This window comes from Enterococcus sp. DIV2402, from assembly GCF_017426705.2.
Taxonomy (GTDB): domain Bacteria; phylum Bacillota; class Bacilli; order Lactobacillales; family Enterococcaceae; genus Enterococcus_F; species Enterococcus_F lowellii.
On the sequence record NZ_CP147251.1, the window covers coordinates 2,262,288 to 2,284,593 of the forward strand.

The window sequence follows — 22,306 nt, forward strand, 5'->3', positions numbered from 1 at the left end:
GATTACGCCTCTCTTTCTTTAAAAGGAATTGGCAAAATATAAAAATCTTTCGCTACTCGGACATGCGGGAAAATTTCTTCTGCTTCTGCTTTTAAATCCAACACATCATTTGCTAAGTAGCGTGCGCTAATATGCGTTAACATTAATTTGCCAACATTTGCTTCTTTGGCAACTGTTGCCGCTTGTTGGGTTGTAGAATGATAGTGCGCTTTCGCCATATTCATTTCATCTTTTTTATACGTACTTTCATGAACAAGCACATCTGCCTCTCGTGCTAACTCAATGGAATGTTGCGTGAAACGTGTATCCCCTAAAATTGTTACAACACGACCTTTTTTAGGCTCCCCCACAAATTGTTTGCCATCAAGAATCGTGCCATCTGGTAACGTAACTACTTCACCACGTTTGATTTTTCCATAAATTGGCCCAGGTTTAATACCTAAATCATTTAATTTATCGACTTGTAATTCTCCTTGATGATCAGCTTCCACCATTCGAAAACCGTAACTATCGATACCATGATCTAATTTTTTACAAGAAACTTCAAACTGATCATCTTTAAATACGATACCTTCTTTCACTTCAATAAAATGAAGCGGATAACCTAAACGTGTTTTAGAAATTTTTAATGCCGTTCTTACAAACTGCTCGGTTCCTTCTGGTCCATAAATTTCCAATGGACTTAATGGCTCATCGCCTCCTTGAAATGAACGACTACTAATTAAGCCGGGTAGCCCAAAAATATGATCTCCATGTAAATGCGTAATAAAAATTTTTTTGATTTTTCGAGGGCGAATCGTTGTATGCAGAATTTGCATTTGAGTACCTTCACCACAGTCAAATAACCACACTTCATTCCGCTCTTCCAGTAATTTTAAAGCAATACTTGTTACATTTCGGTGCTTTGCTGGCACACCAGCACCAGTTCCTAAAAATTCTAGTTCCATAGTTACCCTTACTTTCTTTTGTTTTCTCGCTCAACTGGAACGAATTAGTCATTGGAATGTTTTTCTTCCCAAATTTTTTGAGCGTTTTCTTTTGTTGCTGCTGCTTCTACTTCTTGCGCCTTTTTAATTTCCATTTCTACTTCATCTAAATCAAATCGTGAAATTTCACCGCTTAATTCATACATCACAATGTTATTTAATGGACGATTGTCTTCTTCATCGGCAATTAAAATTAATCCGGTATCCCCTTCGCCAATCTTATTGCCAACAAATTCAAAGATAGTCTGCGCGACACGAATTTCTTGCGCATCTTTAGAAGCACCAAAGAGACTGCCACCAAACCAGCCCAACATCATTCCCAATGGACCACCTAAAATACCAACTAACATTCCAATTAGTCCTCCTTTAGATGTTTTATTTGTACCTGTGAAATCTAGAAAATCCTCTACTTTAAATTGATGGTCGCCCTCACTTGAATGGGTAATAACCGCCATTTGCTCACCTACAATTTCTTTCCCAAGATGTAATTTTTTGATTTCTGAAAAAGCTTGATATGCTTGTGAACTGATTTCAAAATTTAATACAATCACTCGTTTTGTCATGATGATTTCCTCACTTTCTATTTTTATTAATTGTATCAATAATTTAAACGTTTGGAAACGAATTATACCTTGAATCCTAAAAAAAGAAACTAGCTGAAAAAGCTAGTTTCCATTGTTTTATTCCACAAATTCGAATTCAAATTCACCAATACGAACAATATCACCATCTTTGGCTCCACGTGCACGCAACGCTTCATCAACGCCCATACCACGTAATTGACGTGCAAAACGCATAACTGTTTCATCATGATCGAAGTTAGTCATCTTGAATAGTTTTTCTAATTTCTCACCAGACAAGACCCAAGTTGCATCGGCATCACGATCAATTGAAAAGGCTGGTTCATCTGAAACAAATCCATATTGCACCACATCTTCTTCAATTTCTTCTTCATATAACGGAAACTCAGGTGTAACGTCTAGTAAATCTGCAGTAGCACTTAATAAAGGTTCTAAGCCTTGACGAGTGACCCCAGAAATTGGAAAGACGGGAATTGGATCAGCAAATTCATCTTCTTGTTCCTTCGCTAATTCTGCTTTGAATTTTTTCAAATTCTCTTCTGCATCAGGCATATCCATTTTATTAGCGACGATAATTTGCGGACGTTCTAATAAACGTAAGTTATGAGACGCTAATTCGTTATTAATCGCCACATAATCTTCATAGGGATCTCTGCCTTCCATACCACTCATATCAATCACATGCAAAATAACACGTGTACGCTCAATATGACGTAAGAATTGCGTACCTAATCCCACACCTTGAGAAGCACCTTCAATTAAACCTGGCAAGTCTGCCGCAACAAAACTGCGACCATCAGGCATATTTACCATCCCTAAATTAGGAACTAAAGTGGTGAAATGATACGCACCGATTTTAGGACGTGCAGCTGAAATAACAGAAAGTAAGGTAGATTTACCGACAGACGGAAAACCAACTAATCCAACATCTGCTAAAACTTTCAACTCTAATTCAATCTTGCGTTCTTGTCCGGGTTCACCATTTTCAGCCATTTCTGGCGCTGGATTGCGCGGTGTTGCAAAACGAGTATTTCCGCGACCGCCACGACCACCATGAGCGACTACTAAGGTTTGTCCATGTTCTAACAAATCTCCTAATAATGCGCCTGTCTCAGCATCGCGAACGGTTGTCCCTTCAGGAACTTTTACATACATATCTTCTGAACCGCGACCGTGCATGCCTTTACTCATTCCATTTTCACCAGGTTGTGCTTTAAAATGACGATTAAAACGGAAATCCATTAATGTACGTAATCCTTCATCAACTACTAATACAACATTTCCTCCGCGTCCACCATCACCGCCGGCAGGTCCACCATCTGGAACATATTTCTCTCTTCTAAATGCAACCATTCCGTCTCCGCCTTTACCAGCTTTTACGTCGATGGTTACTTGATCTAAAAACATGGACATGTAATTTTGTCCTCCATTCTATTTACTCATACTCTTGTGTATCAAAGCCTTTATTATTGTACCTAGCTAACAGCCGTTTGTCTATCTTTTCGCTACGTTTCTTTCGTTTCATTCATTTTTTTCTAAAAAATCATGAACTTTCTCTTTATATAACTTTTTATTAGTAGAAAATGCTTTAGCATGACCAGCATCAGGAACAATCCATTTTTCTTTTGGTGCATCGGTTGCTTGATAGACGGTATCTAACATTGAAAATGGTACAAATTTATCGGCGTCACCGTGAATAAATAAAATTGGACGAGTATTTTTCGCCAATTGTTTGGTAGCATCGCCTTCACCAAAGAAATAGCCTGCTCTCATCTTCGTCATTAAGCTTGTTGCCGGTATTAATGGGAATGCAGGCAAATTGAACATATCTTTTAATTGATACGCTAATTCGGCATTAATTGATGAATAACCGCAATCTTCAATAATCGATACGACATTTTTAGGTAATTCTTCTCCACTGACCATCATCACCGTAGCAGCGCCCATACTTAATCCATAGAGCGTAATGGTTTCATCCTCGCCACTTTCTGCAAGAACGCAATCAATCCATTGTAAATAATCTTTTCTTTCGTGCCAGCCAAAGCCAATGTAATGACCTTCGCTTTCTCCATGACCACGTGCATCAGGAACTAATACATTGTACCCAAAGTCGTGATACATTTTAGCATATTCACTCATTGTCTCTGCATTTCCCATATAACCATGAGCAATAATCGCTGTCTTATGGTTATTTTTTTCAGCAGGAATATAAATAGCAGATAATTTCAAGCCATCTTGTGCATCCAATGACCAACGTGTTCGATTTTTTTCATCAGAATACCAGCGTTTCGCTTCTTCCGTTTCCACTTTACTTGTTCCAGGTGTTTCATTATCTAAAAAATCTTTTTCTGAAGGAACAACTGCATAATTGTAAAAATAATTTGCTGCCCAACCCAAACCAACAACTGCTACTATTGCAAGTATTCCCGCTATCCATACAAAAATTTTCATACCTGACCTCCTCTATCCTACAAGAGTACAGTATAAAGAAAAAGACGCATTTCAACAACCATTTACATATTGCTTGAACTCTGTTATTTTTCTATAAAAAAAATCTCGCAAAAATGCGAGATTTAACGATTTATTTTACTTCGCTTAATTTAAAGTTTGACCATGGTTTCAAGAAATCCAACAAGAACAACTCATCTTCTGAAATATGACCAACCACATTGACGCGTCCATCATTTTTCATTTCTTTCAATGCAATTTGTGTTTCGCCTTTATATTGTCCATATTTTTCATTATCAATTAAAACATCGCCACGAACGATATCGCGTGTCGTGTGTGCTGGAAATTCCTTATCTTTATAATAAACACGTGTCATAGTTGAACGTAACATATATTCTGAACGATCGCCACGATAACTGTGTAAATTATCAAATAAACAAATGCGTTCATTTTCAGTAATCTCGTCTTCAACAACCACTTTTAATGTTGGATATGGAGCATAAAAAGCATCTGCCATCGCTTTTAACTCATCTTCTGAAGCATACGCATTCCCTACTAAAATATCATCTATTAAACCAGTTAACATTAAATGTTTCACTTGAGTTGCAATTTCTAATTCACGATGGTCTTCTAATGAGCATAACCCATCTTGTGTCGGCCAAGGACCAAACGTTGCTGCACTTGAATTGACAAACGCCATTGTATTTAAGTTATATTGACGAAATTGTTCAGAGCATGCAACAAAATGATTGTAACCTAATCCTGAATAGCGATGTGGATAAAAATTATGTGAACCTAATAAATTTTCTGTGTTTGGTGAGTAAGACATAATGTTATCTACATATTTTGTCCCCCCACTCATATTAATTTCAATTTTAATATTATAAGGATTACGTGTCATACGTGCTTCTTCGGCTCCTGTAAAGCCAATATCTAAACGTACGCCATACGCACCCATTTCATGGAAAAATGATAGGTCATCATACGAAATTTCTAGTTGCTCAAATAAGCTAGGGTTAATATCAACCATGACTTCCATCTCTAAGCTATTTGCATAATCGACAACTTTTTTAAATTCTGCGAGTACTTTTTCTTTGTCGTCCGTAATTTGTAGCAAACTTGTAAATACACGTTTAAAGCCATATTTATGTGCTAAATCTAAATATGCTTGATCTTTCTCAAATGTTGAACGTTCTGGATAAATCGAAACACCTAATTTTCCCATTATTGAAAATCCTCCTAAAAATAAAAAACATTTTTTGTATCCTCTAACATTATAATTGCTCTAGACCAAAAATGCAAACCCTTTCTCGTTCTTCTATTTTTAAATTTACTATAGAAAAACTAGGAAAAAAAATAGTTATTTGTTATGATAAACAAGACGTTATAAGAAAGGAATTCCACTATGAAAAATAAAAAACGTGTACTTTTATTTACAACATTCGCTAGCATCGCTTTATTAGCAGCTTGCAATAGTACTACCGCAACAAAAGACTCGACAGCTGCATCTTCCACAACAACGGAAACATCCGTTGATTTGAATCAATTAGATTTACCGCAATTAGATAAAGAAGTCAAAGAAAATGAAGACTTGGTTGAATTAGTCACTACAGAAGGAAAAATAAAAATTAAATTATTCCCTGAATATGCACCAAAAGCAGTTGAGAACTTTATGACTCATGCCAACGATGGTTACTACGACGGAACTGTCTTCCATCGTGTCATGGAAGACTTCATGATTCAAGGTGGCGACCCTGAAGGTACAGGTATGGGTGGTGAAAGTATCTGGGGAGACGGTTTTGAAGTAGAAATTTCTCCTAACCTTTACCATATTCGTGGCGCCTTATCTATGGCCCGAGCACAAGCACTAGATAGCCAAGGCAGTCAATTCTTTATCGTACAAAATGATCAAGATATGTCTGATGGCCTAGCTATTCAATTTACGCCAGAAAAAATCATAGATGCTTATAAAAACGGAGGGACTCCTAGCTTAGACAGCAACTATACAGTTTTTGGTCAAGTCATTGATGGCATGGATGTTGTTGATAAAATTGCCCAGGCAGAAGTTGAAGCCGGTGAAACAGGTGAAGAATCTACTCCGGTCAAACCAGTCAAAGTTGAAAAAATTAATATCTTACAAGAAGCAAAATAAAAAAATAGAGAAATTCCATTGACGGAATTTCTCTATTTTTATTTTATTGGCGTTGTTCTCCAACTATGAAAGTAAATTCACATTCAGCAACTTTCTTGCCTTCTACTGTAGCAATCGCATCTGCGGTACCTACTGAACCTTTTACTTTAGTAATTTCAAAAGATAATTTAATCGTATCTCCTGGAACAACTTTTTGGCGGAATTTCGCTTTGTTAATGCCTCCAATGTAAGCTGTACGTCCTAAAAACTCTTCTGATTTCAAAATTAAAATTGAACCAGCTTGAGCTAAAGTTTCTAAAATCAATGCGCCAGGCATTACAGGATTACCAGGAAAATGTCCTTGGAAGAAATCTTCGTTAATGGTTACATTTTTTGTAGCAATAATTTTTTTACCAGGATCAATTGAATCTACATAGTCTATATAAATAATTGGATAACGATTAGGAATTAACTCCATCACTTCTACTTCAGTTAATAATTTTTCCATTTTGAGTCCTCATTTCCTTTTTTCAAAATTTTAGTTATTTTGATTATCAAAGTATCATATTTTCAGTAATTTGGCAACTTTAGAATTAATTCAGTAAATTTAGTTTGACAATCAAACAATTTTATCTAATAATAAGTAATCATGGTGTAATGATGCCATGAATTGAAATGGAATGTATTTATTATGTATTTATTATAAGGAGTGGAATTATGAGTTTCTTAACTGGTAAAAAAATTGTCGTAATGGGCGTCGCAAATAAACGTAGTATCGCTTGGGGTTGTGCTCAAGCATTACGTGACCAAGGTGCAGAAGTAATCTACACTTATCAAAACGACCGTATGAAAAAACCTTTGGAAAAATTATTAGAAGGCGGCGAATTTCTAGTTGAATTAGATGTTGCCAGTGATGAAAGTATCGCTAAGGCATTTGATGAAATTAAAGAATATGCTGGCGAAATCCACGGTGTTGTTCATGCAGTTGCGTATGCTAACAAAGAAGATTTACAAGGTGATGTAACAGATATCTCCCGTCAAGGTTATTCTTTAGCACAAGATATCAGCAGCTATTCATTAATCGCTGTTACTCACTACGCAAAACCAATTTTAGCTGAAAATAGCGGAATCGTTACCTTAACTTATTTAGGTGCTGAACGTGCAGTACCAAATTACAACATGATGGGTATTGCTAAGGCAGCTTTAGAAGCAGCTGTTCGTTATTTAGCTGCTGAGCTTTCACCACAAAAAATTCGTGTGAATGCTATTTCTGCAGGTGCAATTAAAACATTAGCAGTAACAGGCGTAAAAGATTATCAAAAACTAATCCAATTATCTGAAGACCGCACACCCGATCATGTAGGTGTAACGATTGAAGAAGTTGGGAATGTTTGTGCCTTTTTAGTGAGCCCTCTATCTGCTGGAATTATTGGTGAAACAATTTTCGTTGATAAAGGCGTGCATTTATCTTAATTTTTTATTTATCCTAAATTAATTCATTCCTTTTTTGGAATTATTGGTGAAACAATTTTCGTTGATAAAGGCGTGCATTTATCTTAATTTTTTATTTATCCTAAATTAATTCATTCCTTTTTTGACTATCCCTTGTTAAAATAAAGAACAGTAACATTGGAGGGATGCTCGTGTATTTTCTTTTAGGAACCGTTGGGACAGCAGATTCAACGGTAGATTCATCTGATATAAGTATCATTGAACCTGCTGCTCAACAATTAAATGCAATTCAACGGTGGTGGCTCAGTCTTAATTGGGAAGCTATTACAGGACTAATCATTCAAAAAGCAATTACCATTCTTTTTATTATTGTCTTGTTTAGTATTTTAGTTCGTGTAGCTGACTTTTTAGTTGACCGTACCTTCACCTCTTACAGTAAAAAGAAAACTAATGAAGTTCGAATGACGACGTTACATACTTTGATTCGAAACGTTATTCATTACACATTAGGTTTCTTCTTTATTTATGCGCTATTATCGACCATCGGTATTCCAGTTGGTTCATTGCTCGCTGGGGCCGGAATTGCTGGTTTGGCAATTGGTCTTGGTGCACAAGGTTTTATGAATGATATTATCACAGGTTTTTTCATTATTACCGAACAACAAATTGATGTTGGTGATTATATTAAGTTAAATGATTTAGCAATCGAAGGAACAGTTACCTCTGTTGGTCTACGTACATTACAGTTGCAATCTTCAGACGGGACGGTTCATTTTGTTCCCAACCGTAACATAACAACCATCAGCAATACGTCTCGTGCAAATATGCGCGTATTAGTAGATGTACGGATTGATCCATCAGAAGATATAGTTGGTATCCAAGCTGCAATCGAACGCGCCAATCAACAAATTGTTCAAAAATATACAGAAGTTATTCAAACACCTCCTGTGATTTTTGGTATTGTTGATTTAGGCAACAGCAACTATGCCATTCGTACAACAATGTATGTCAGCAATGGTCGTCAACATAAAATTCAAGAAGAGTTATTAAGTGCTTCTATTCATGAAGTATCACAAGCGGGATTTACGATTCCAAATTCACCAGTAGTTGCAGCTAAATAAAAAAGAGAGAAAATCAACAATGATTTTCTCTCTTTTTTTAACTAATTAATTTTTCTTTTACAGTTTCTTTCATACTAACTGTGTATCGTTTTTCTAATTCATGAACTAAATGATTCACGGATTTTAAGATTTCTTTTCTAGTTATAATTCCTTCAAACACGTTGTCTTCACTCACAACAGGCAAAAAAGAACCTTGTACTAGTAAATGTAAAATATCTTCTAAATCATCTTTATTTTGAATTCTAGGCACATTTACTTCCATGACATCTGCCACAGTTAACCCTTCTAATTGATCTGTGTCGAATCCTGTTAACCCCATCATTTTGTCTATTATGTTTGCTAAACTGATTAAGCCAACTAAATGATCTTCTGAATCCAAGACTGGAATCTTTGCATAACCGACTTTAGATAACACTAGTAATGCGTGTTCTAAAGGATGGCTATATAATACGGTCGCTACATTATCAGCAGGCACAAGAAAAGTTTCTTGATTCTCCATCAACAAAGCTTCAGTGTATTTACCAATCAAATGAATACCTCCATTTCGCTATTACATTACTCCTTATTTTACCTCAAAATACAAAAAGAAAGCGAGAAAATCGCTTTCTTTAAAAATTTATAACTTTTATTTTTTAAAGACAAAAGATAGTTCTGAAACAGCTTGAAATTCACGGTCATAATATTGAACGTAATAGGCTTCAGGCGTACTATCGATAATCGCATAACTTTTTACTTGAATCGGTCCTCGAGGTTGTGAAATGCTTCCAGGATTTAAAAATAGACGTTGCCCTACTTTTTCACAACCAATTTGGTGCGTATGCCCAAACAAAACGACTGATGCATCGACTGCTTGTGCTTCTAAGCCTAAATGAGTAATACCAAAACGCACATCTGATAAATGACCATGTGTCATATATACTCGATCAACACCTGTATCTACTAGTTGGCTTTTTTTATACTTAGGGTCATAGTCACAATTACCAGTAACTACATAAGCCTGCTGCCATAATTCATCATCTACGGGTAACTCAGAATCGCCACAATGGAATATATAATCTACTTTTCCCTGGTAATGGGCAAAGAGATCTGCTAAAATTTTACGATCTCCATGGTTATCACTAACTACTAAATATTTCAAATTAACCCTCTCCTTCTAACCATTCTTTCCATTGCAACTGTAATTTTTCAATTGCTTGTCCACGATGACTATTTTTATTTTTTTCTTCACTAGAAATTTCAGCAGCTGTTTTATCAGTTTTATCAACAATAAATAATGGGTCATAGCCAAAACCATTTTCGCCTCTAGGAATACGGCCAATTCGACCTGGCCATTCAGCTTCAACAACTAGGCTCTCTCTTTTAGGTGCCGCTAATACTAACGTACAATGAAATTGTGCTGTTCGTTCTTCATCAGGAATATCGGTTAATTCATATAATAATTTAGCATTATTTGACGCATCGCTTTTGTGTTCACCAGCAAAGCGTGCAGAATAGATCCCTGGCCTCCCTCCTAAAGCATCAACTTTCAAACCAGAATCATCTGCTAAAACTGGACATTGTAAAATATTCGCAATTGTTTCAGCTTTCAACCGGGCGTTTTCTTCAAAGGTACTCCCTGTTTCCGCAACGTCTGGTAAGTCTGGAAAATCTTTTAGCGTTTTAATTTGATAACCTTCTTTAGCAAACATTTCAGCAAATTCTTTCGCTTTCCCTAAATTGCCTGTCGCAATCATAATCGTTTTGTCTACAATTCGAGCGCGATTTTCTTCGTTTGCATAAAGAGTATTTTTTTGTGCAGCAATCAATTCTTCAATTGCGGTTTTTCCATAAACCAGCATCTCATTTAATTGTTCACCATCGAAAGTAGCTTCTTCACCTGTTCCTTGGATTTCAACAAAACGGCCAGATTCTGTCATGACTAAATTCATATCCACTTGTGCAGCACTATCTTCTACATAATCTAAGTCCACTGCGCAAGTTTCATCAGGTAAAATTCCGACACTAATTGCGGCTAGATGTTCTTTAATCGGGTCTTCTTTTAAAGCGTTTGTTTGTAATAATTTATTAACAGCTAAACGTAATGCCACAAAAGCACCTGTAATGCTTGCTGTTCGGGTTCCTCCATCCGCTTGCACAACGTCACAATCGACTACAATGCTACGTTCTCCCAATTTTTTCTAAATCGATGACAGCACGTAATGAACGTCCAATAAGACGTTGAATTTCCATCGTACGTCCAGTTAACTTTCCTTTTGAACTTTCACGACGATTTCTTGAATTCGTTGCACGTGGCAACATACTATATTCTGCTGTTACCCAACCTGTTCCTGTATTTCGTAAAAATGGTGGTACCGATTCTTCAATTGTTGCTGAGCAGATTACTTCTGTATCACCAAACGAAATGACTACAGAACCTTCTGGATGTTTGTAAACATGAGTTTTAATTGTAATAGGACGCAAACGTTGCGGTCCTCTGCCATCGTGTCGCATTTATTCTGTTCCTCCTAATTCAATATGTTGTGAATAAACATTTGCTGATTTTAACCATTCTTTAGCAATACCATCAAACATGATTGTAGAACCTGTTGTATAAAATGAAAATTCGGGTTGTGAATTGACATTGGTATTTGCAATATCAAAATAATCTAATAACATACTTACTTCACCAATCGTTTCTGCCCCTGAATCAATCAGTTTGACATTACTGCCCATAATATTTTGAATAATTGGACGTAGTAAAGGATAATGTGTACAGCCTAAAATCAATGTATCTAATTTTTTATGGTGTAAAGGCAGTAGCGTCTCTGCGACAATTTTTTTAGCTACCGAAGATTGAAATTGATTGCTTTCAACAATCGGTACAAATTTAGGACAAGCGAGGCTAGTAACTGATGCTTCTGGAACTTTCGTTTTAATGGCTTGTTCATAAGAACTACTTTTAATAGTTCCCACTGTTCCAATAATCCCAATGTTACGATTTTTTGTTGCTTTTACAGCTGCTCTTGTCCCCGGTAAAATAACGCCCACTACCGGAATATCCAATTGCGCTTTAATCTCTTCTAAAGCAACAGCGGTTGCCGTATTACATGCAATAACAAGCATTTTTATATTTTTTTCCAATAAAAATTTAGTCATTTGCCATGTATATTCTACGACTTGTTTTGCAGGACGAGGACCATACGGACAACGAGCAGTATCTCCTAGATAAATAATATTCTCATTTGGTAACTGCTTCATTGCTTCTTTGACGACTGTTAATCCTCCAACGCCCGAGTCAATAAAGCCAATAGGTTGTGTATTTGTCATTTCTTTCCATCCTTTGTTTCTCTTAGACAGAGTCTGTTTCTTTATTTTGTACTTTTTTGACTTTTTTTTCAAGTTTTCTCTTCGAAAAGCAAAAATAACCCGCCCAATGAGCGGATTATTTTTTAATAGTTATATTTTCTAGTTTCCAAATATTTAGATAACAAGGACAATACATAACAAATAGCAAAATAGCTTAAAGTCATTGCCACAAACATTGGAATAACATAATTCGTATTTTGTCCATAAATGATTCGTGCGTGATGTGTCAATTCAGGAAGTGAAATAATGACAGCTAAAGATGTATCTTTCACTAATGAAATTAATTGACTCACGATTGCTGGAATCATTGAACGAAAAGCTTGTGGTAATACAATGGTACGCATCGTTTCAACATAAGTTAAGCCTGTTGAAAGCCCCGCTTCCATTTGGCCTTTTGGTACTGCATTTAGCCCTGCACGGAAAATTTCTGATAACATTGCTGATTCAAAAATCGTTAAAGCAACGACAGCTGACCAAAAAATGTTAAAGCGAATCCCAATTTGTGGTAAAGCAAAATACGTAAAGAAGATAATTAACAGTAATGGTAAATTACGAATAATGTCCACAAATACACCTAAAACTCTGGAAAAGAATGGGATATTGGCAAAACGCAATGTCCCCATTAACCCACCAATTAAAAAACTAAACACAATCGATAGCACGGAAACCGCAACGGTAATCTGTAAGCCATCTAATAAAAATCGTAAATTTACGAATGAAAATGCACCGATAAAATCCATTGTTGTCTCCTTTCTATCCTCTTACTGCCCAGCGTTTTTCTAAATAAGCCATTAAATATGATAGTGGCAATGTTAAAATCAAATAAAAAATCCCTACAATAATATATGTTTCAAACGTAATAAAGGTGGCATTGGCTACTAAATCTCCTTGATACATCAAGTCTAAGCCCGCTACCATTGCTAGAATAGAAGAATTTTTTATTAAATTGATAAATTGACCACCTAATGGAGGAATAACAATCTTGAAGGCTTGTGGCAATACGATATAACGCATCGTTTCACTGTAAGTAAAACCAGATGATAAACCTGCTTCCATTTGGCCTTTTGGTACGGTTTGGATTCCGGAACGAACCGTTTCAGCAATAAAGGCTGACGTATAAATCGTTAAACCAATGGTACCTGCTTGAAAACCATCAAATGGCATGCCGTATAATGGCAGCACTACATAGAAAAACATCACAATAATTAATAATGGAATATTTCTAAAAAACTCAACATAAGCTTTTGCTAAATTGCGAATAATTTTATTTTCAGATAACTGAAAAATCGCCATTAATGTTCCGATTATTAAACTAAAAATTAACGCGAGTACACTAGAAAGGATCGTATATTTAAATCCTTCAAAAAACAAATCTGCATTTGCTTGAAACAACTCAATCATCGTATCCCCTCCTATTTCACTTTTCCAGTATCGTCATTTGGGAACCATTTTTCATAAATTTCATCATATGTTCCGTCTTCATGCATTTCTTCTAAGGCATCGTTCACTGCTTGAAGGAAATTTTCTTGTCCTTTGTTAATGGCAATTCCGTAAGGTTCTTCTGTAAATGTTCCACCAACTAATTCATAATCAGGATTTTCACTGGACATCCCTAACAAAATCGCATTGTCTGTTGTCATGGCATCGCCTTGACCAGCTTGTAATGCGGTAAATGCTTCAGCATAGTTTTCTAATTCTAAAATATTGGCATTCGGTGAAGCTTTGCGAATATTCACCGCCGAAGTTGATCCTTTCACTGCTAATACCGTAGTTGTTTCATCTAAAGAATCCACACTGGTAATAGAGCTACCTTTTTTGACCAATAATGATTGGCCGGCATCAAAATAAACATCTGAAAAGTCTACTTGTTTTTTACGTTCTTCTGAAATTGTCATTGTTGCGATAATGGCGTCTATATTCCCATTTTTTAATAACGGAATTCGTGTTTTAGAGGTTACTTCAACAAAAGTTGCACGACCATCACGACCTAAAATCTTATCCGTAATTGCTTTAGCAATATCAATATCAAAACCTTTCACTTCACGAGAAGGAATATCCATTAAACCAAATAAGCGAGTATCATTTTTTACGCCCCAAATAATTTCATTTGATTCTTTACTTGTTTCCAAAATATCCAAGTCGGCAACATTCCCTGACTTACAGCCAGATAAACTAAAGACTGCCGCTACTAGAACTAGTAAGGAAAAAAAAGTTTTTTTAATCATCGCTTTTCCTCCTAATGGTTAATTACTTTACTAATAAATTGTTGCGCACGTTCCTCTTGTGGATTTTCAAAGAATTCTTTGACATTACGACTATCCTCTAACACTTGTCCGTCAGCCATAAAAATAACACGATCTGCTACTTCTCGCGCAAAGCCCATCTCATGTGTAACAACGATCATTGACATGTCTTCATGTGCAATTTTTTTCATAACATCCAATACATCTCCAATCATTTCTGGGTCAAGTGCGGATGTAGGTTCATCAAATAGCAACATTTCAGGTTGCATCGCTAATCCTCGTGCAATTGCTACACGTTGCTGTTGTCCTCCTGAAAGCATTGATGGATAGGAATCTTTTTTATCTAACATCCCTACACGATCTAAGATTTTTTCAGCACGCTCTGTTGCTTCAGTTTCATTTAACTTTAAGACTTTAATTGGTGCCAACGTAATATTTTCTAACACCGTTTTATTAGGATAAAGATTAAAATGTTGGAAAACCATTCCAATGTTACGACGAATTTCAGTTAATTTTGTTTCTTTACTACGAATATCTTTATCATTAATTAAAAGATTTCCCGAAGAAATTGTTTCTAAGCCATTAATTGTACGTAACATCGTGCTTTTTCCAGAGCCTGATGGTCCGATAACTACGACAACTTCCCCTTTTTCGAATTCCAAATTAATGTTTTTCAACGCATGAAATTTTCCGTAGTATTTCTCAACGTTTTTAAATTCAATCATTGACATTCTTTCACGCTCCTATATTTAGTATGATGAGCCTACTTTAATTATGGGCTAATAAATATTATAAGCTTGAAATTTCAATTTTGTAAAGTTTTTTATAAGAAAAGCATGGATCTTTGTAAAATTCAGGATTTTTCTTACATTGACATGTGAGAAAAATCCAATAAAATCCTAAAGATTCTCGTCATAAATCATTGTTTATTTTCTCGAAAAAAGGTAAGATGACTTAGAGACTATAAAAAGAAAAGGTGAAGAATTTGAATACTATCCTTACAGGGGATCGCCCAACTGGTCGTTTACATCTTGGACATTATGTTGGTTCATTAAAAACGCGCGTTGAGATGCAAGCTGATCCAACCAATAAATTATATGTAATGATTGCAGACGTTCAAGCATTAACGGATAATGCAAAAACACCCGAAAAAGTATCTTCAAATATTTTAGAAGTTGCTTTAGACTATCTAGCAGTTGGTTTAGATCCAGCGAAAACAACGCTTTTTATCCAATCACAAATCCCACAAATTGCTGAATTAACCATGTTTTATTTGAATTTGGTAAGTGTTGCTCGTGTACGACGTAACCCAACAGTCAAAACAGAAATCGAGCAAAAAAACTTTGGTGAAGGTGTTCCAACTGGCTTTTTTATCTATCCAGTATCTCAAGCAGCAGATATTACGGCTTTTAAAGCAAATTTAGTTCCTGTTGGTGAAGACCAAAAACCAATGTTAGAACAAACGCAAGAAATTGTGCATAGTTTTAACTCTACTTATAGTGATGTTTTAGTTCAACCAAAAGGTGTCTTCCCACCAAAAGGTATGGGGCGTTTACCTGGGATTGATGGAAACGGAAAAATGAGTAAGTCTTTAGGTAACGGGATTTATTTATCTGATACAGCTGATGTTGTTCAAAAAAAGTGATGAGCATGTACACTGATCCAAATCATATTCACGTACAAGACCCTGGTCAAGTGGAAGGAAACATGGTGTTTACTTATCTAGATGTTTTTGGTAAGGATAAAGAATATATCCAAGAATTAAAAGACCATTACCGTCGTGGTGGTTTAGGTGATGTCAAAATTAAACGTTACTTAATCGAGGTTTTAGAAGAAGAATTAGCACCCATTCGTGCACGTCGCGAAGAGTTTGCTAAGGATCCTGCCGCTGTCATGGAAATTCTAAGACAAGGTAGCGCTCAAGCAGAACAAGTTGCTGCTCAAACATTAGCAGAAGTAAAAACTGCTATGGGTATTAATTACTTTGGTTAACTCAAAAAAGGAAACGACACAAACGGTCGTTTCCTTTTTATTTGGATTCAATCCCCTTATCTAAGGTAACAATTTCATCTACTAATGCTAAATCACTGTCCTTGTGGGTAACCATTATGACAATTTTTTGAGGGAATAATGTCTTGACTTCATTCATTAGCAGTTTCTCTGTTTGACTATCTAAGGCAGAAGTTGCTTCATCTAATAAAATAACCTCGACGTTTGAAAAAAACAAACGAGCAAATGCTAGTCGTTGCTTTTCTCCACCAGATAAATTTACCCCATTGGCACCAATTTTTGTCGTTAATTTATCTGGCAGCTTTTGATAGAACGCTGTCAATTGACATTTTGCTAAAACGTCTTCAATTTCTTGTTCATCAACTAGCCGATCTAATACAATATTTTCTCGTAACGTTCCTTCAAAAATTGGTGCTTCTTGCGATAAATAAAAAACTCGCTCATAAATAGAAGCGATATTGCATTTGGCTAGCACCCAATGATTAACTTTTACCATCCCTTCTGTTGGTTGAAATAAACCTAATAATAGTTTAAGAACGGTAGACTTTCCTGAGCCACTCTTTCCAATCAATCCATAGATTTTATTTTTTTCAAATCGCATTGAAATATCTGACAGCAAGCTTTTTTCGCCAATTGAGAAAGAAACATTTTCCAAAGAAAGAGCGTGAATTTCTTCCTGCCAAACGTCTGCCTTTGTTAATTTTGGATCATCTTTCTCTCTCAGAATTGCAAGTAAGCGAGAATAAGCTAATTTATCCAAGCGATATTGTACAAACAACACATTAAAAATCGCAATCGGTTGATAAATTTTATCCATATAAGCTAATAAAGCAATAAAACTCCCCATCGTTAACGATAGTTTTTGGGTAAAAAACAAAACAACCACCACTATTTTTAGCAACACCACACTGATTGCAAAACACGTAAAAAAAGATTCGTGGATTAATGCCATTTTAGTTGTGACATTGGTTGCTTTTTCAGCGGTTTCCTTATAAGCTGCTATTTCTTTAGGGTACTTTCGATTGATTCGAAAGACTAACAAATCAGTGATACCTCTGACTAACTTCGTATTCAATTCCTCTTCAAATGTTAGAGTTGATTCTTTTAAAGCTTGGAGTAATTTTAACAATAGTTTGGTAAATAAAAAGATCACCAGATATCCTAATAAAATAAAAGGAATTAATTTTTTATCAATAAAGGTGATAAAAAATAGGGTAAATACAATTTCTGGTAACAATTCTCTAAGTAGCTGACAATAAAATTGTAAATAAATCGTGCGTCCTGCCGTAGCTCCGACCTCGATTTTTTGTAGTAATTCTCCATAACTATATTGTAAATACGTTAAATAATCGATGGTAGACATTTTTTCCAAAGCTTGTTGCTTTAAAAAATAGAAAATCCCTTGCTGCAATTGATTAAACGGATATTCCGAAAGATAAGCCATTAATGGACTCAAAAATAATGTACTTGCATAACCGACCATTAACAACAATGGCTGTGCTAATACTCGATCAACTAATTGTTGTAGAAAATAGACATTACTTGCTTGGCAGAAAGCCACACCAATGCCTAACAGAATATACAAACTGAATTTTTTTTGAAATGTTTTAATAATTTTTTTATTCACAGCGATATCTCCTCATTATTAAAATTCATAATGACGATATAGCTGAAATACGATAGGAAAGCATACTCGATATAGGGCCTATCAAATCAGCTATATCGAGTAGTTACCTCGGAACTTTCTCATCGGATTCACTTCCTTATGTTTACTTATTAAACAAATCATACCATATTGCATTCTTTAAATAAAAAAATCAGCAATCTGGATAAGAATGCTGATTTTTAATAATTAGCGAATTACCGCTTCAAATTTTTCTGTTAAAGCTTTTGTTACTTTTTCCATTGCTCGATTAATTTCTTCATCAGTTAATGTCGCTTCTGGATTCACAAAAGTTAAGCTATATGCCAATGATTTGTGACCTGCTTCAATATTTTTCCCTTGATAAACGTCGAAAAGTTCCACATTTGTTAAGAACTTACCAGCAGCTTGATTGATTTCTTGAACAATTTCTTGATTAGAAATTTCTTCTTTCACTAATAGCGCAATATCTCTAGAAACTGCTGGGAATTTAGATACTGGTTGATAAATTAATTTGCCTGCATCATTTGCTAATAACGCTTCTAAATTTAATTCAGCAACATAGGTTTCTGGAACATCATAGGCTTTTGCCACAGAAGGATGAACTTGACCGATAAAACCGATTTTTGCTTCACCCAAATAAATTGTAGCTGTGCGACCTGGATGCATCTCTTTCATGGCACTTGTTTTTTCATATCTGATAACATCTTCTACTGATAACATTGCAAATAGATTATCTAACACACCTTTTGCATGATAAAAATCAACTTTTTCGCCTTTTCCTTGCCAATCTTTCGTTGTCCATTCACCAGATAAAGCAAAAGCGATATGTGTTTCTTCAATCGGTAAAGCTGTTGTCGTATCTTCATTTCGATAGAAAACGTGACCTACCTCGTATAGAGCCAATTGCGTATTTTTACGTGCCACATTATATGCAACATCATCTAATAAACCGCTAATTAGATTTAAGCGTAATACAGAACGATCCTCTGTCATTGGCCAATCCAAGCGAGTTGGTTGACTTTCTTTTAACATAAATTGCTTTGATTTTGTTTCTGTAGTTAATGCATAGCTGATTGCTTCACTTAAACCGTTACCTTCAAATAAACTACGAACCTTACGCGTTAAACGTTGCTCACGTGTCAGCGCCCCTGCAACAGTTTCACCACTTGGTAACGTTGATGGTAAATTATTGTAGCCATAGATACGCGCTACTTCTTCAATAATATCCGCTTCAATTGAAATATCCCAACGACGTGGAGGAACAACAACAATATAATGCTCATCCTTTTCGCTATAGGCAAAACCTAATGCTTCAAAAATATCACTTACTTGAGCGACTGTTAGCTCAGTCCCCAAGTAGTTGTTAATGCGTGATAATGTGATTGTCACTTCCACATCCTCAGCGATTACTTCAGAACCCTTCACTGCACCATTTAATACTTCTCCACCAGCAAGACTCGCAATCATTGCGGCTGCTACATCACAGGCTTGGTCAACAGTTGCTTTGTTGATACCTTTTTCAAAACGTGAAGAAGACTCGCTACGCAAATTAAATTGTTTTGATGTACGACGAACAGATAATGGATCAAATAAAGCCGCTTCTAATGCCACTGTCGTTGTTTGATTGTCAATTTCTGAATCTAATCCACCCATCACACCAGCTAAAGCTACTGGCACTTGACCATTTGTAATAACAATGTTTTCTTTGGTTAATTGCCGAGTAACGCCGTCTAATGTTACCAATTCTTCTTTTTCATGCGCACGGCGAACAAGAATTTCTTGACTCCCTAATTTAGCGTAATCAAATGCATGTAATGGTTGACCAAATAATAACAAGATATAGTTTGTTACATCAACAACGTTATTGATTGGGCGAATACCCGCGTTCATCAATACATTTTGTAGCCATTGTGGACTTGGAGCAATTTTTACATTTTCAATAACACGAATTTGATAAGACGGCGCATCTGTTGTGTCTTCAACTTTAACAGAAATTTTTTCGTGAGCTGGTTGTGCGACTTCATGTAACTCTTCATCTTTGAAGTTTGGCACTTGATTATAAATCGCTCCAACTTCATAAGCAACACCACGCATACTTAACGCATCTGCACGGTTTGGTGTAATAGATAATTCAATAATCGCATCATCCATATTTAAATATGGAAAGACATCTTCACCAGGAATTGCATCTTCTGGTAAATATTGAATCCCTTCTGAATATTCTTTAGGAATGACACTATCCGAATAACCAATTTCTTCTAATGAACAAATCATGCCATTAGATACTTGGCCACGCATTTTTCCCTTTTTAATTTTTACATTGCCAGCAATACGTGAATTTGGTAAAGCAACAATTACTTTAATGCCTGCTTTAACATTTGGTGCACCACACACAATTTGTGAGAGCTCCTCTTCGCCGATATTGACTTGACAGATGTGTAAATGATCGGAGTCTGGGTGATCGACACATTCTACTACTTCACCAACAACGATTTTTTTTAATCCTTCTGCTGGCACTTCTACTGCTTCAACTTCGATTCCGGTTACAGACATTTTATCTGCTAGTTCTTGTGCTGAAACCATTGATAAATCGAGATATTCATTTAACCATTTATATGAAACTAACATTTGTTTTATTCCCCCTTGAACTGACGAATGAATCGCGTATCATTTTGATAGAAGTTACGAATATCATTGACACCATAACGTAACATTGCAATTCGATCAGGCCCTAATCCAAAAGCAAAACCTGAATATTTTTCTGAATCAATGCCAGACATTTCTAGAACGTTCGGATGTACCATACCAGCACCTAATATTTCAATCCAGCCAGTATGTTTGCAGACATTACAGCCTTTACCACCACATTTAAAACAACTTACATCTACTTCAACAGAAGGTTCTGTAAATGGGAAGTAGCTTGGACGTAAGCGAATTTCGCGTTCTGCACCAAACATTCTTTGCATCAAGGCTTCTAATGTTCCTTTTAAATCTCCCATTGTTACATGTTCATCAATGACTAATCCTTCAATTTGATGGAACTGATGACTATGTGTGGCATCATCTGTATCACGACGGAAAACTTTCCCTGGTGAAATCATGCGTAATGGGCCTTTTGAAAAATCATGTTGTTCCATGGTACGTGCTTGCACAGGTGAAGTATGCGTACGAATTAAAATTTCATCAGTAATATAAAACGTATCTTGCATATCACGAGCTGGATGATCTTTTGGTAAATTCATTCGCTCAAAATTATAATGGTCTTGCTCGACTTCAAATCCTTCAATCACTTGATAACCCATTCCTACAAAGATATCTTCAATTTCTTCCATAATTTGCGTTAACACATGACGCGTCCCTTGTACCATTTGTTTTCCTGGTAAAGTCACGTCAATGCTTTCTTCTGCTAAAGCTCTATTCATAGCAGCTTCTTCAAGGGCAACTTTTTTCTCTTCAATTTTGCCAGTTAATGCATCACGAATTTCGTTTGCAAAACTCCCGATTTTTGGGCGTTCTTCAGCCGAAAGATCTTTCATTCCACGTAGAACTTCTGTAATGGGGCCTTTTTTCCCCAATGTTTCCACTCGAATTTGATTTAAATGATTTAAATCTTCTACTGCTTCAATTTTTTCAATTGTTGCTGTTTTTAATGCTTCCAGTTTTTCCTGTAAAGACATTTTATTGCCTCCTTTAAATATAGTAATTCAAGAAATTTGGTGTCGTTACGAGCGAACAAAAAGAGACCTCGCTCCCAAAAAAGGAACGAGGTCTCGTGTTACCATCCTACTTCGCGTAAAATAACGCGCACTCAATTCATTAACGATAATGACTACCGGCTTAGTTTTTTCACTAAGCAAGCTCCGGAAGTGAATTTCATTTTTCGAATACAGTCATTGCTTTCAGTCTATGGCAAATCTCCCTGGTCTGTTTCATCCAAATTACTCGTTTCCATCTTCGCTTATTACGTATCCAATTGTTTTTTAGTTTACTAGATATTGAAATAGAAATCAACTACATTCTTCTTCAGTTACCCAATCATGGCTCCAATGTTTTACGGATTCCAAGGCATTTGCTAAGGCAACACCTTTTTCGGTTAATTGGTATAAGCTGTCCGCTTTATCTACAATACATTCTCGTTCCAATTCTCGCAAACGCTCTGTTAAGACACGATCGCTTAACATTGGAATTTTTTTTGCAAGATCGACAAATCGTTGTTCACCATCTTGAAGTAACACATCAATGATTAAGCCATTCCACTTTTTCCCTAGAATTGAAAAAGCTTTTTCAAATTTTGGACAAAGTGTATAGTTTGTTTTACTTGTTTCCATCATTGGCACTCACCTC

Annotated in this window: 20 protein-coding genes, 2 pseudogenes and 1 other annotated feature; of the genes and pseudogenes, 4 read left to right on the forward strand and 18 right to left on the reverse strand. The window is 35.8% G+C overall.

Annotated elements, in window-relative coordinates; all coding sequences use genetic code 11:
• Nucleotides 1-2: 2 nt before the first annotated feature.
• The 5 genes from rnz to DOK78_RS11040 form a co-directional block, all read right to left on the reverse strand.
• Nucleotides 3-947, reverse strand: a complete 945-nt coding sequence (rnz, locus tag DOK78_RS11020; RefSeq protein WP_207940312.1) for a ribonuclease Z — start codon at nucleotides 945-947, stop codon at nucleotides 3-5.
• 44 nt (nucleotides 948-991) lie between these two features.
• On the reverse strand, nucleotides 992-1,549 hold the full coding sequence (locus tag DOK78_RS11025; protein ID WP_207940311.1) for a DUF1269 domain-containing protein: 558 nt from the start codon (nucleotides 1,547-1,549) through the stop codon (nucleotides 992-994).
• 117 nt (nucleotides 1,550-1,666) lie between these two features.
• On the reverse strand, nucleotides 1,667-2,980 hold the full coding sequence (gene obgE / locus DOK78_RS11030; protein WP_243430415.1) for a GTPase ObgE: 1,314 nt from the start codon (nucleotides 2,978-2,980) through the stop codon (nucleotides 1,667-1,669).
• Nucleotides 2,981-3,088: 108 nt separating this feature from the next.
• Nucleotides 3,089-4,018 carry an alpha/beta hydrolase gene (locus DOK78_RS11035; protein ID WP_207940310.1) on the reverse strand — a complete coding sequence of 310 codons (930 nt, stop codon included), beginning with the start codon at nucleotides 4,016-4,018 and terminating at the stop codon, nucleotides 3,089-3,091.
• 130 nt (nucleotides 4,019-4,148) lie between these two features.
• Nucleotides 4,149-5,240: a DUF871 domain-containing protein gene (locus DOK78_RS11040; RefSeq protein ID WP_207940309.1), complete on the reverse strand. Its 1,092-nt coding sequence runs from the start codon at nucleotides 5,238-5,240 to the stop codon at nucleotides 4,149-4,151.
• A 180-nt stretch (nucleotides 5,241-5,420) separates the two neighbouring features.
• Here DOK78_RS11040 and DOK78_RS11045 point away from each other — a divergent pair, with 180 nt between their 5' ends.
• Complete coding sequence (locus tag DOK78_RS11045; protein ID WP_207940308.1) at nucleotides 5,421-6,167, forward strand: peptidylprolyl isomerase; 747 nt, start codon at nucleotides 5,421-5,423, stop codon at nucleotides 6,165-6,167.
• A gap of 43 nt (nucleotides 6,168-6,210) precedes the next feature.
• Here DOK78_RS11045 and fabZ read toward each other — a convergent pair whose 3' ends face one another.
• Nucleotides 6,211-6,654: a 3-hydroxyacyl-ACP dehydratase FabZ gene (fabZ, locus tag DOK78_RS11050; RefSeq protein WP_207940307.1), complete on the reverse strand. Its 444-nt coding sequence runs from the start codon at nucleotides 6,652-6,654 to the stop codon at nucleotides 6,211-6,213.
• 209 nt (nucleotides 6,655-6,863) lie between these two features.
• Here fabZ and fabI point away from each other — a divergent pair, with 209 nt between their 5' ends.
• Both fabI and DOK78_RS11060 read left to right on the forward strand, forming a co-directional pair.
• Nucleotides 6,864-7,619: an enoyl-ACP reductase FabI gene (gene fabI, locus DOK78_RS11055; RefSeq protein WP_207940306.1), complete on the forward strand. Its 756-nt coding sequence runs from the start codon at nucleotides 6,864-6,866 to the stop codon at nucleotides 7,617-7,619.
• A 170-nt stretch (nucleotides 7,620-7,789) separates the two neighbouring features.
• A complete protein-coding gene (locus DOK78_RS11060; protein ID WP_422389682.1) occupies nucleotides 7,790-8,719 on the forward strand; it encodes a mechanosensitive ion channel family protein in 930 nt (309 codons plus the stop codon).
• A gap of 37 nt (nucleotides 8,720-8,756) precedes the next feature.
• Here DOK78_RS11060 and cbpB read toward each other — a convergent pair whose 3' ends face one another.
• From cbpB to DOK78_RS11100, 8 genes and pseudogenes are all read right to left on the reverse strand, one after another.
• Complete coding sequence (gene cbpB / locus DOK78_RS11065; RefSeq protein ID WP_207940304.1) at nucleotides 8,757-9,248, reverse strand: cyclic-di-AMP-binding protein CbpB; 492 nt, start codon at nucleotides 9,246-9,248, stop codon at nucleotides 8,757-8,759.
• 96 nt (nucleotides 9,249-9,344) lie between these two features.
• On the reverse strand, nucleotides 9,345-9,857 hold the full coding sequence (locus tag DOK78_RS11070) for a metallophosphoesterase (protein WP_207940303.1): 513 nt from the start codon (nucleotides 9,855-9,857) through the stop codon (nucleotides 9,345-9,347).
• A 1-nt stretch (nucleotide 9,858) separates the two neighbouring features.
• Nucleotides 9,859-11,209 (reverse strand): annotated as a pseudogene (rph, locus tag DOK78_RS11075) (ribonuclease PH).
• Nucleotides 11,210-12,025, reverse strand: coding sequence for a glutamate racemase (racE, locus tag DOK78_RS11080; protein WP_207940301.1), 816 nt, complete (start codon nucleotides 12,023-12,025; stop codon nucleotides 11,210-11,212). It lies immediately after the preceding pseudogene.
• A 122-nt stretch (nucleotides 12,026-12,147) separates the two neighbouring features.
• Nucleotides 12,148-12,804, reverse strand: coding sequence for an amino acid ABC transporter permease (locus DOK78_RS11085; protein WP_207940300.1), 657 nt, complete (start codon nucleotides 12,802-12,804; stop codon nucleotides 12,148-12,150).
• 13 nt (nucleotides 12,805-12,817) lie between these two features.
• The gene (locus tag DOK78_RS11090) at nucleotides 12,818-13,465 is read right to left on the reverse strand and encodes an amino acid ABC transporter permease (protein ID WP_207940299.1); all 648 of its coding nucleotides are present in this window, start codon (nucleotides 13,463-13,465) and stop codon (nucleotides 12,818-12,820) included.
• 11 nt (nucleotides 13,466-13,476) lie between these two features.
• Nucleotides 13,477-14,289, reverse strand: coding sequence for a transporter substrate-binding domain-containing protein (locus DOK78_RS11095; RefSeq protein WP_207940298.1), 813 nt, complete (start codon nucleotides 14,287-14,289; stop codon nucleotides 13,477-13,479).
• A gap of 11 nt (nucleotides 14,290-14,300) precedes the next feature.
• Nucleotides 14,301-15,038, reverse strand: a complete 738-nt coding sequence (locus tag DOK78_RS11100) for an amino acid ABC transporter ATP-binding protein (protein WP_207940297.1) — start codon at nucleotides 15,036-15,038, stop codon at nucleotides 14,301-14,303.
• 254 nt (nucleotides 15,039-15,292) lie between these two features.
• Here DOK78_RS11100 and trpS point away from each other — a divergent pair.
• A pseudogene (gene trpS, locus DOK78_RS11105) lies at nucleotides 15,293-16,299 on the forward strand (tryptophan--tRNA ligase).
• A 37-nt stretch (nucleotides 16,300-16,336) separates the two neighbouring features.
• On the opposite strand, the gene DOK78_RS11110 reads toward trpS, so the two are convergent.
• The 4 genes from DOK78_RS11110 to DOK78_RS11125 all read right to left on the reverse strand — a co-directional run bounded on the left by DOK78_RS11110 (nucleotide 16,337) and on the right by DOK78_RS11125 (nucleotide 22,290).
• Nucleotides 16,337-17,944, reverse strand: a complete 1,608-nt coding sequence (locus DOK78_RS11110; RefSeq protein ID WP_207940295.1) for an ATP-binding cassette domain-containing protein — start codon at nucleotides 17,942-17,944, stop codon at nucleotides 16,337-16,339.
• Between the two features lie 225 nt (nucleotides 17,945-18,169).
• The gene (gene pheT / locus DOK78_RS11115; RefSeq protein WP_207940294.1) at nucleotides 18,170-20,590 is read right to left on the reverse strand and encodes a phenylalanine--tRNA ligase subunit beta; all 2,421 of its coding nucleotides are present in this window, start codon (nucleotides 20,588-20,590) and stop codon (nucleotides 18,170-18,172) included.
• A 5-nt stretch (nucleotides 20,591-20,595) separates the two neighbouring features.
• Nucleotides 20,596-21,639, reverse strand: a complete 1,044-nt coding sequence (pheS, locus tag DOK78_RS11120) for a phenylalanine--tRNA ligase subunit alpha (RefSeq protein ID WP_207940293.1) — start codon at nucleotides 21,637-21,639, stop codon at nucleotides 20,596-20,598.
• A 78-nt stretch (nucleotides 21,640-21,717) separates the two neighbouring features.
• Nucleotides 21,718-21,926, reverse strand: a binding site (T-box leader).
• A gap of 43 nt (nucleotides 21,927-21,969) precedes the next feature.
• On the reverse strand, nucleotides 21,970-22,290 hold the full coding sequence (locus DOK78_RS11125; RefSeq protein WP_207940637.1) for a winged helix-turn-helix transcriptional regulator: 321 nt from the start codon (nucleotides 22,288-22,290) through the stop codon (nucleotides 21,970-21,972).
• Nucleotides 22,291-22,306 lie beyond the last annotated feature (16 nt).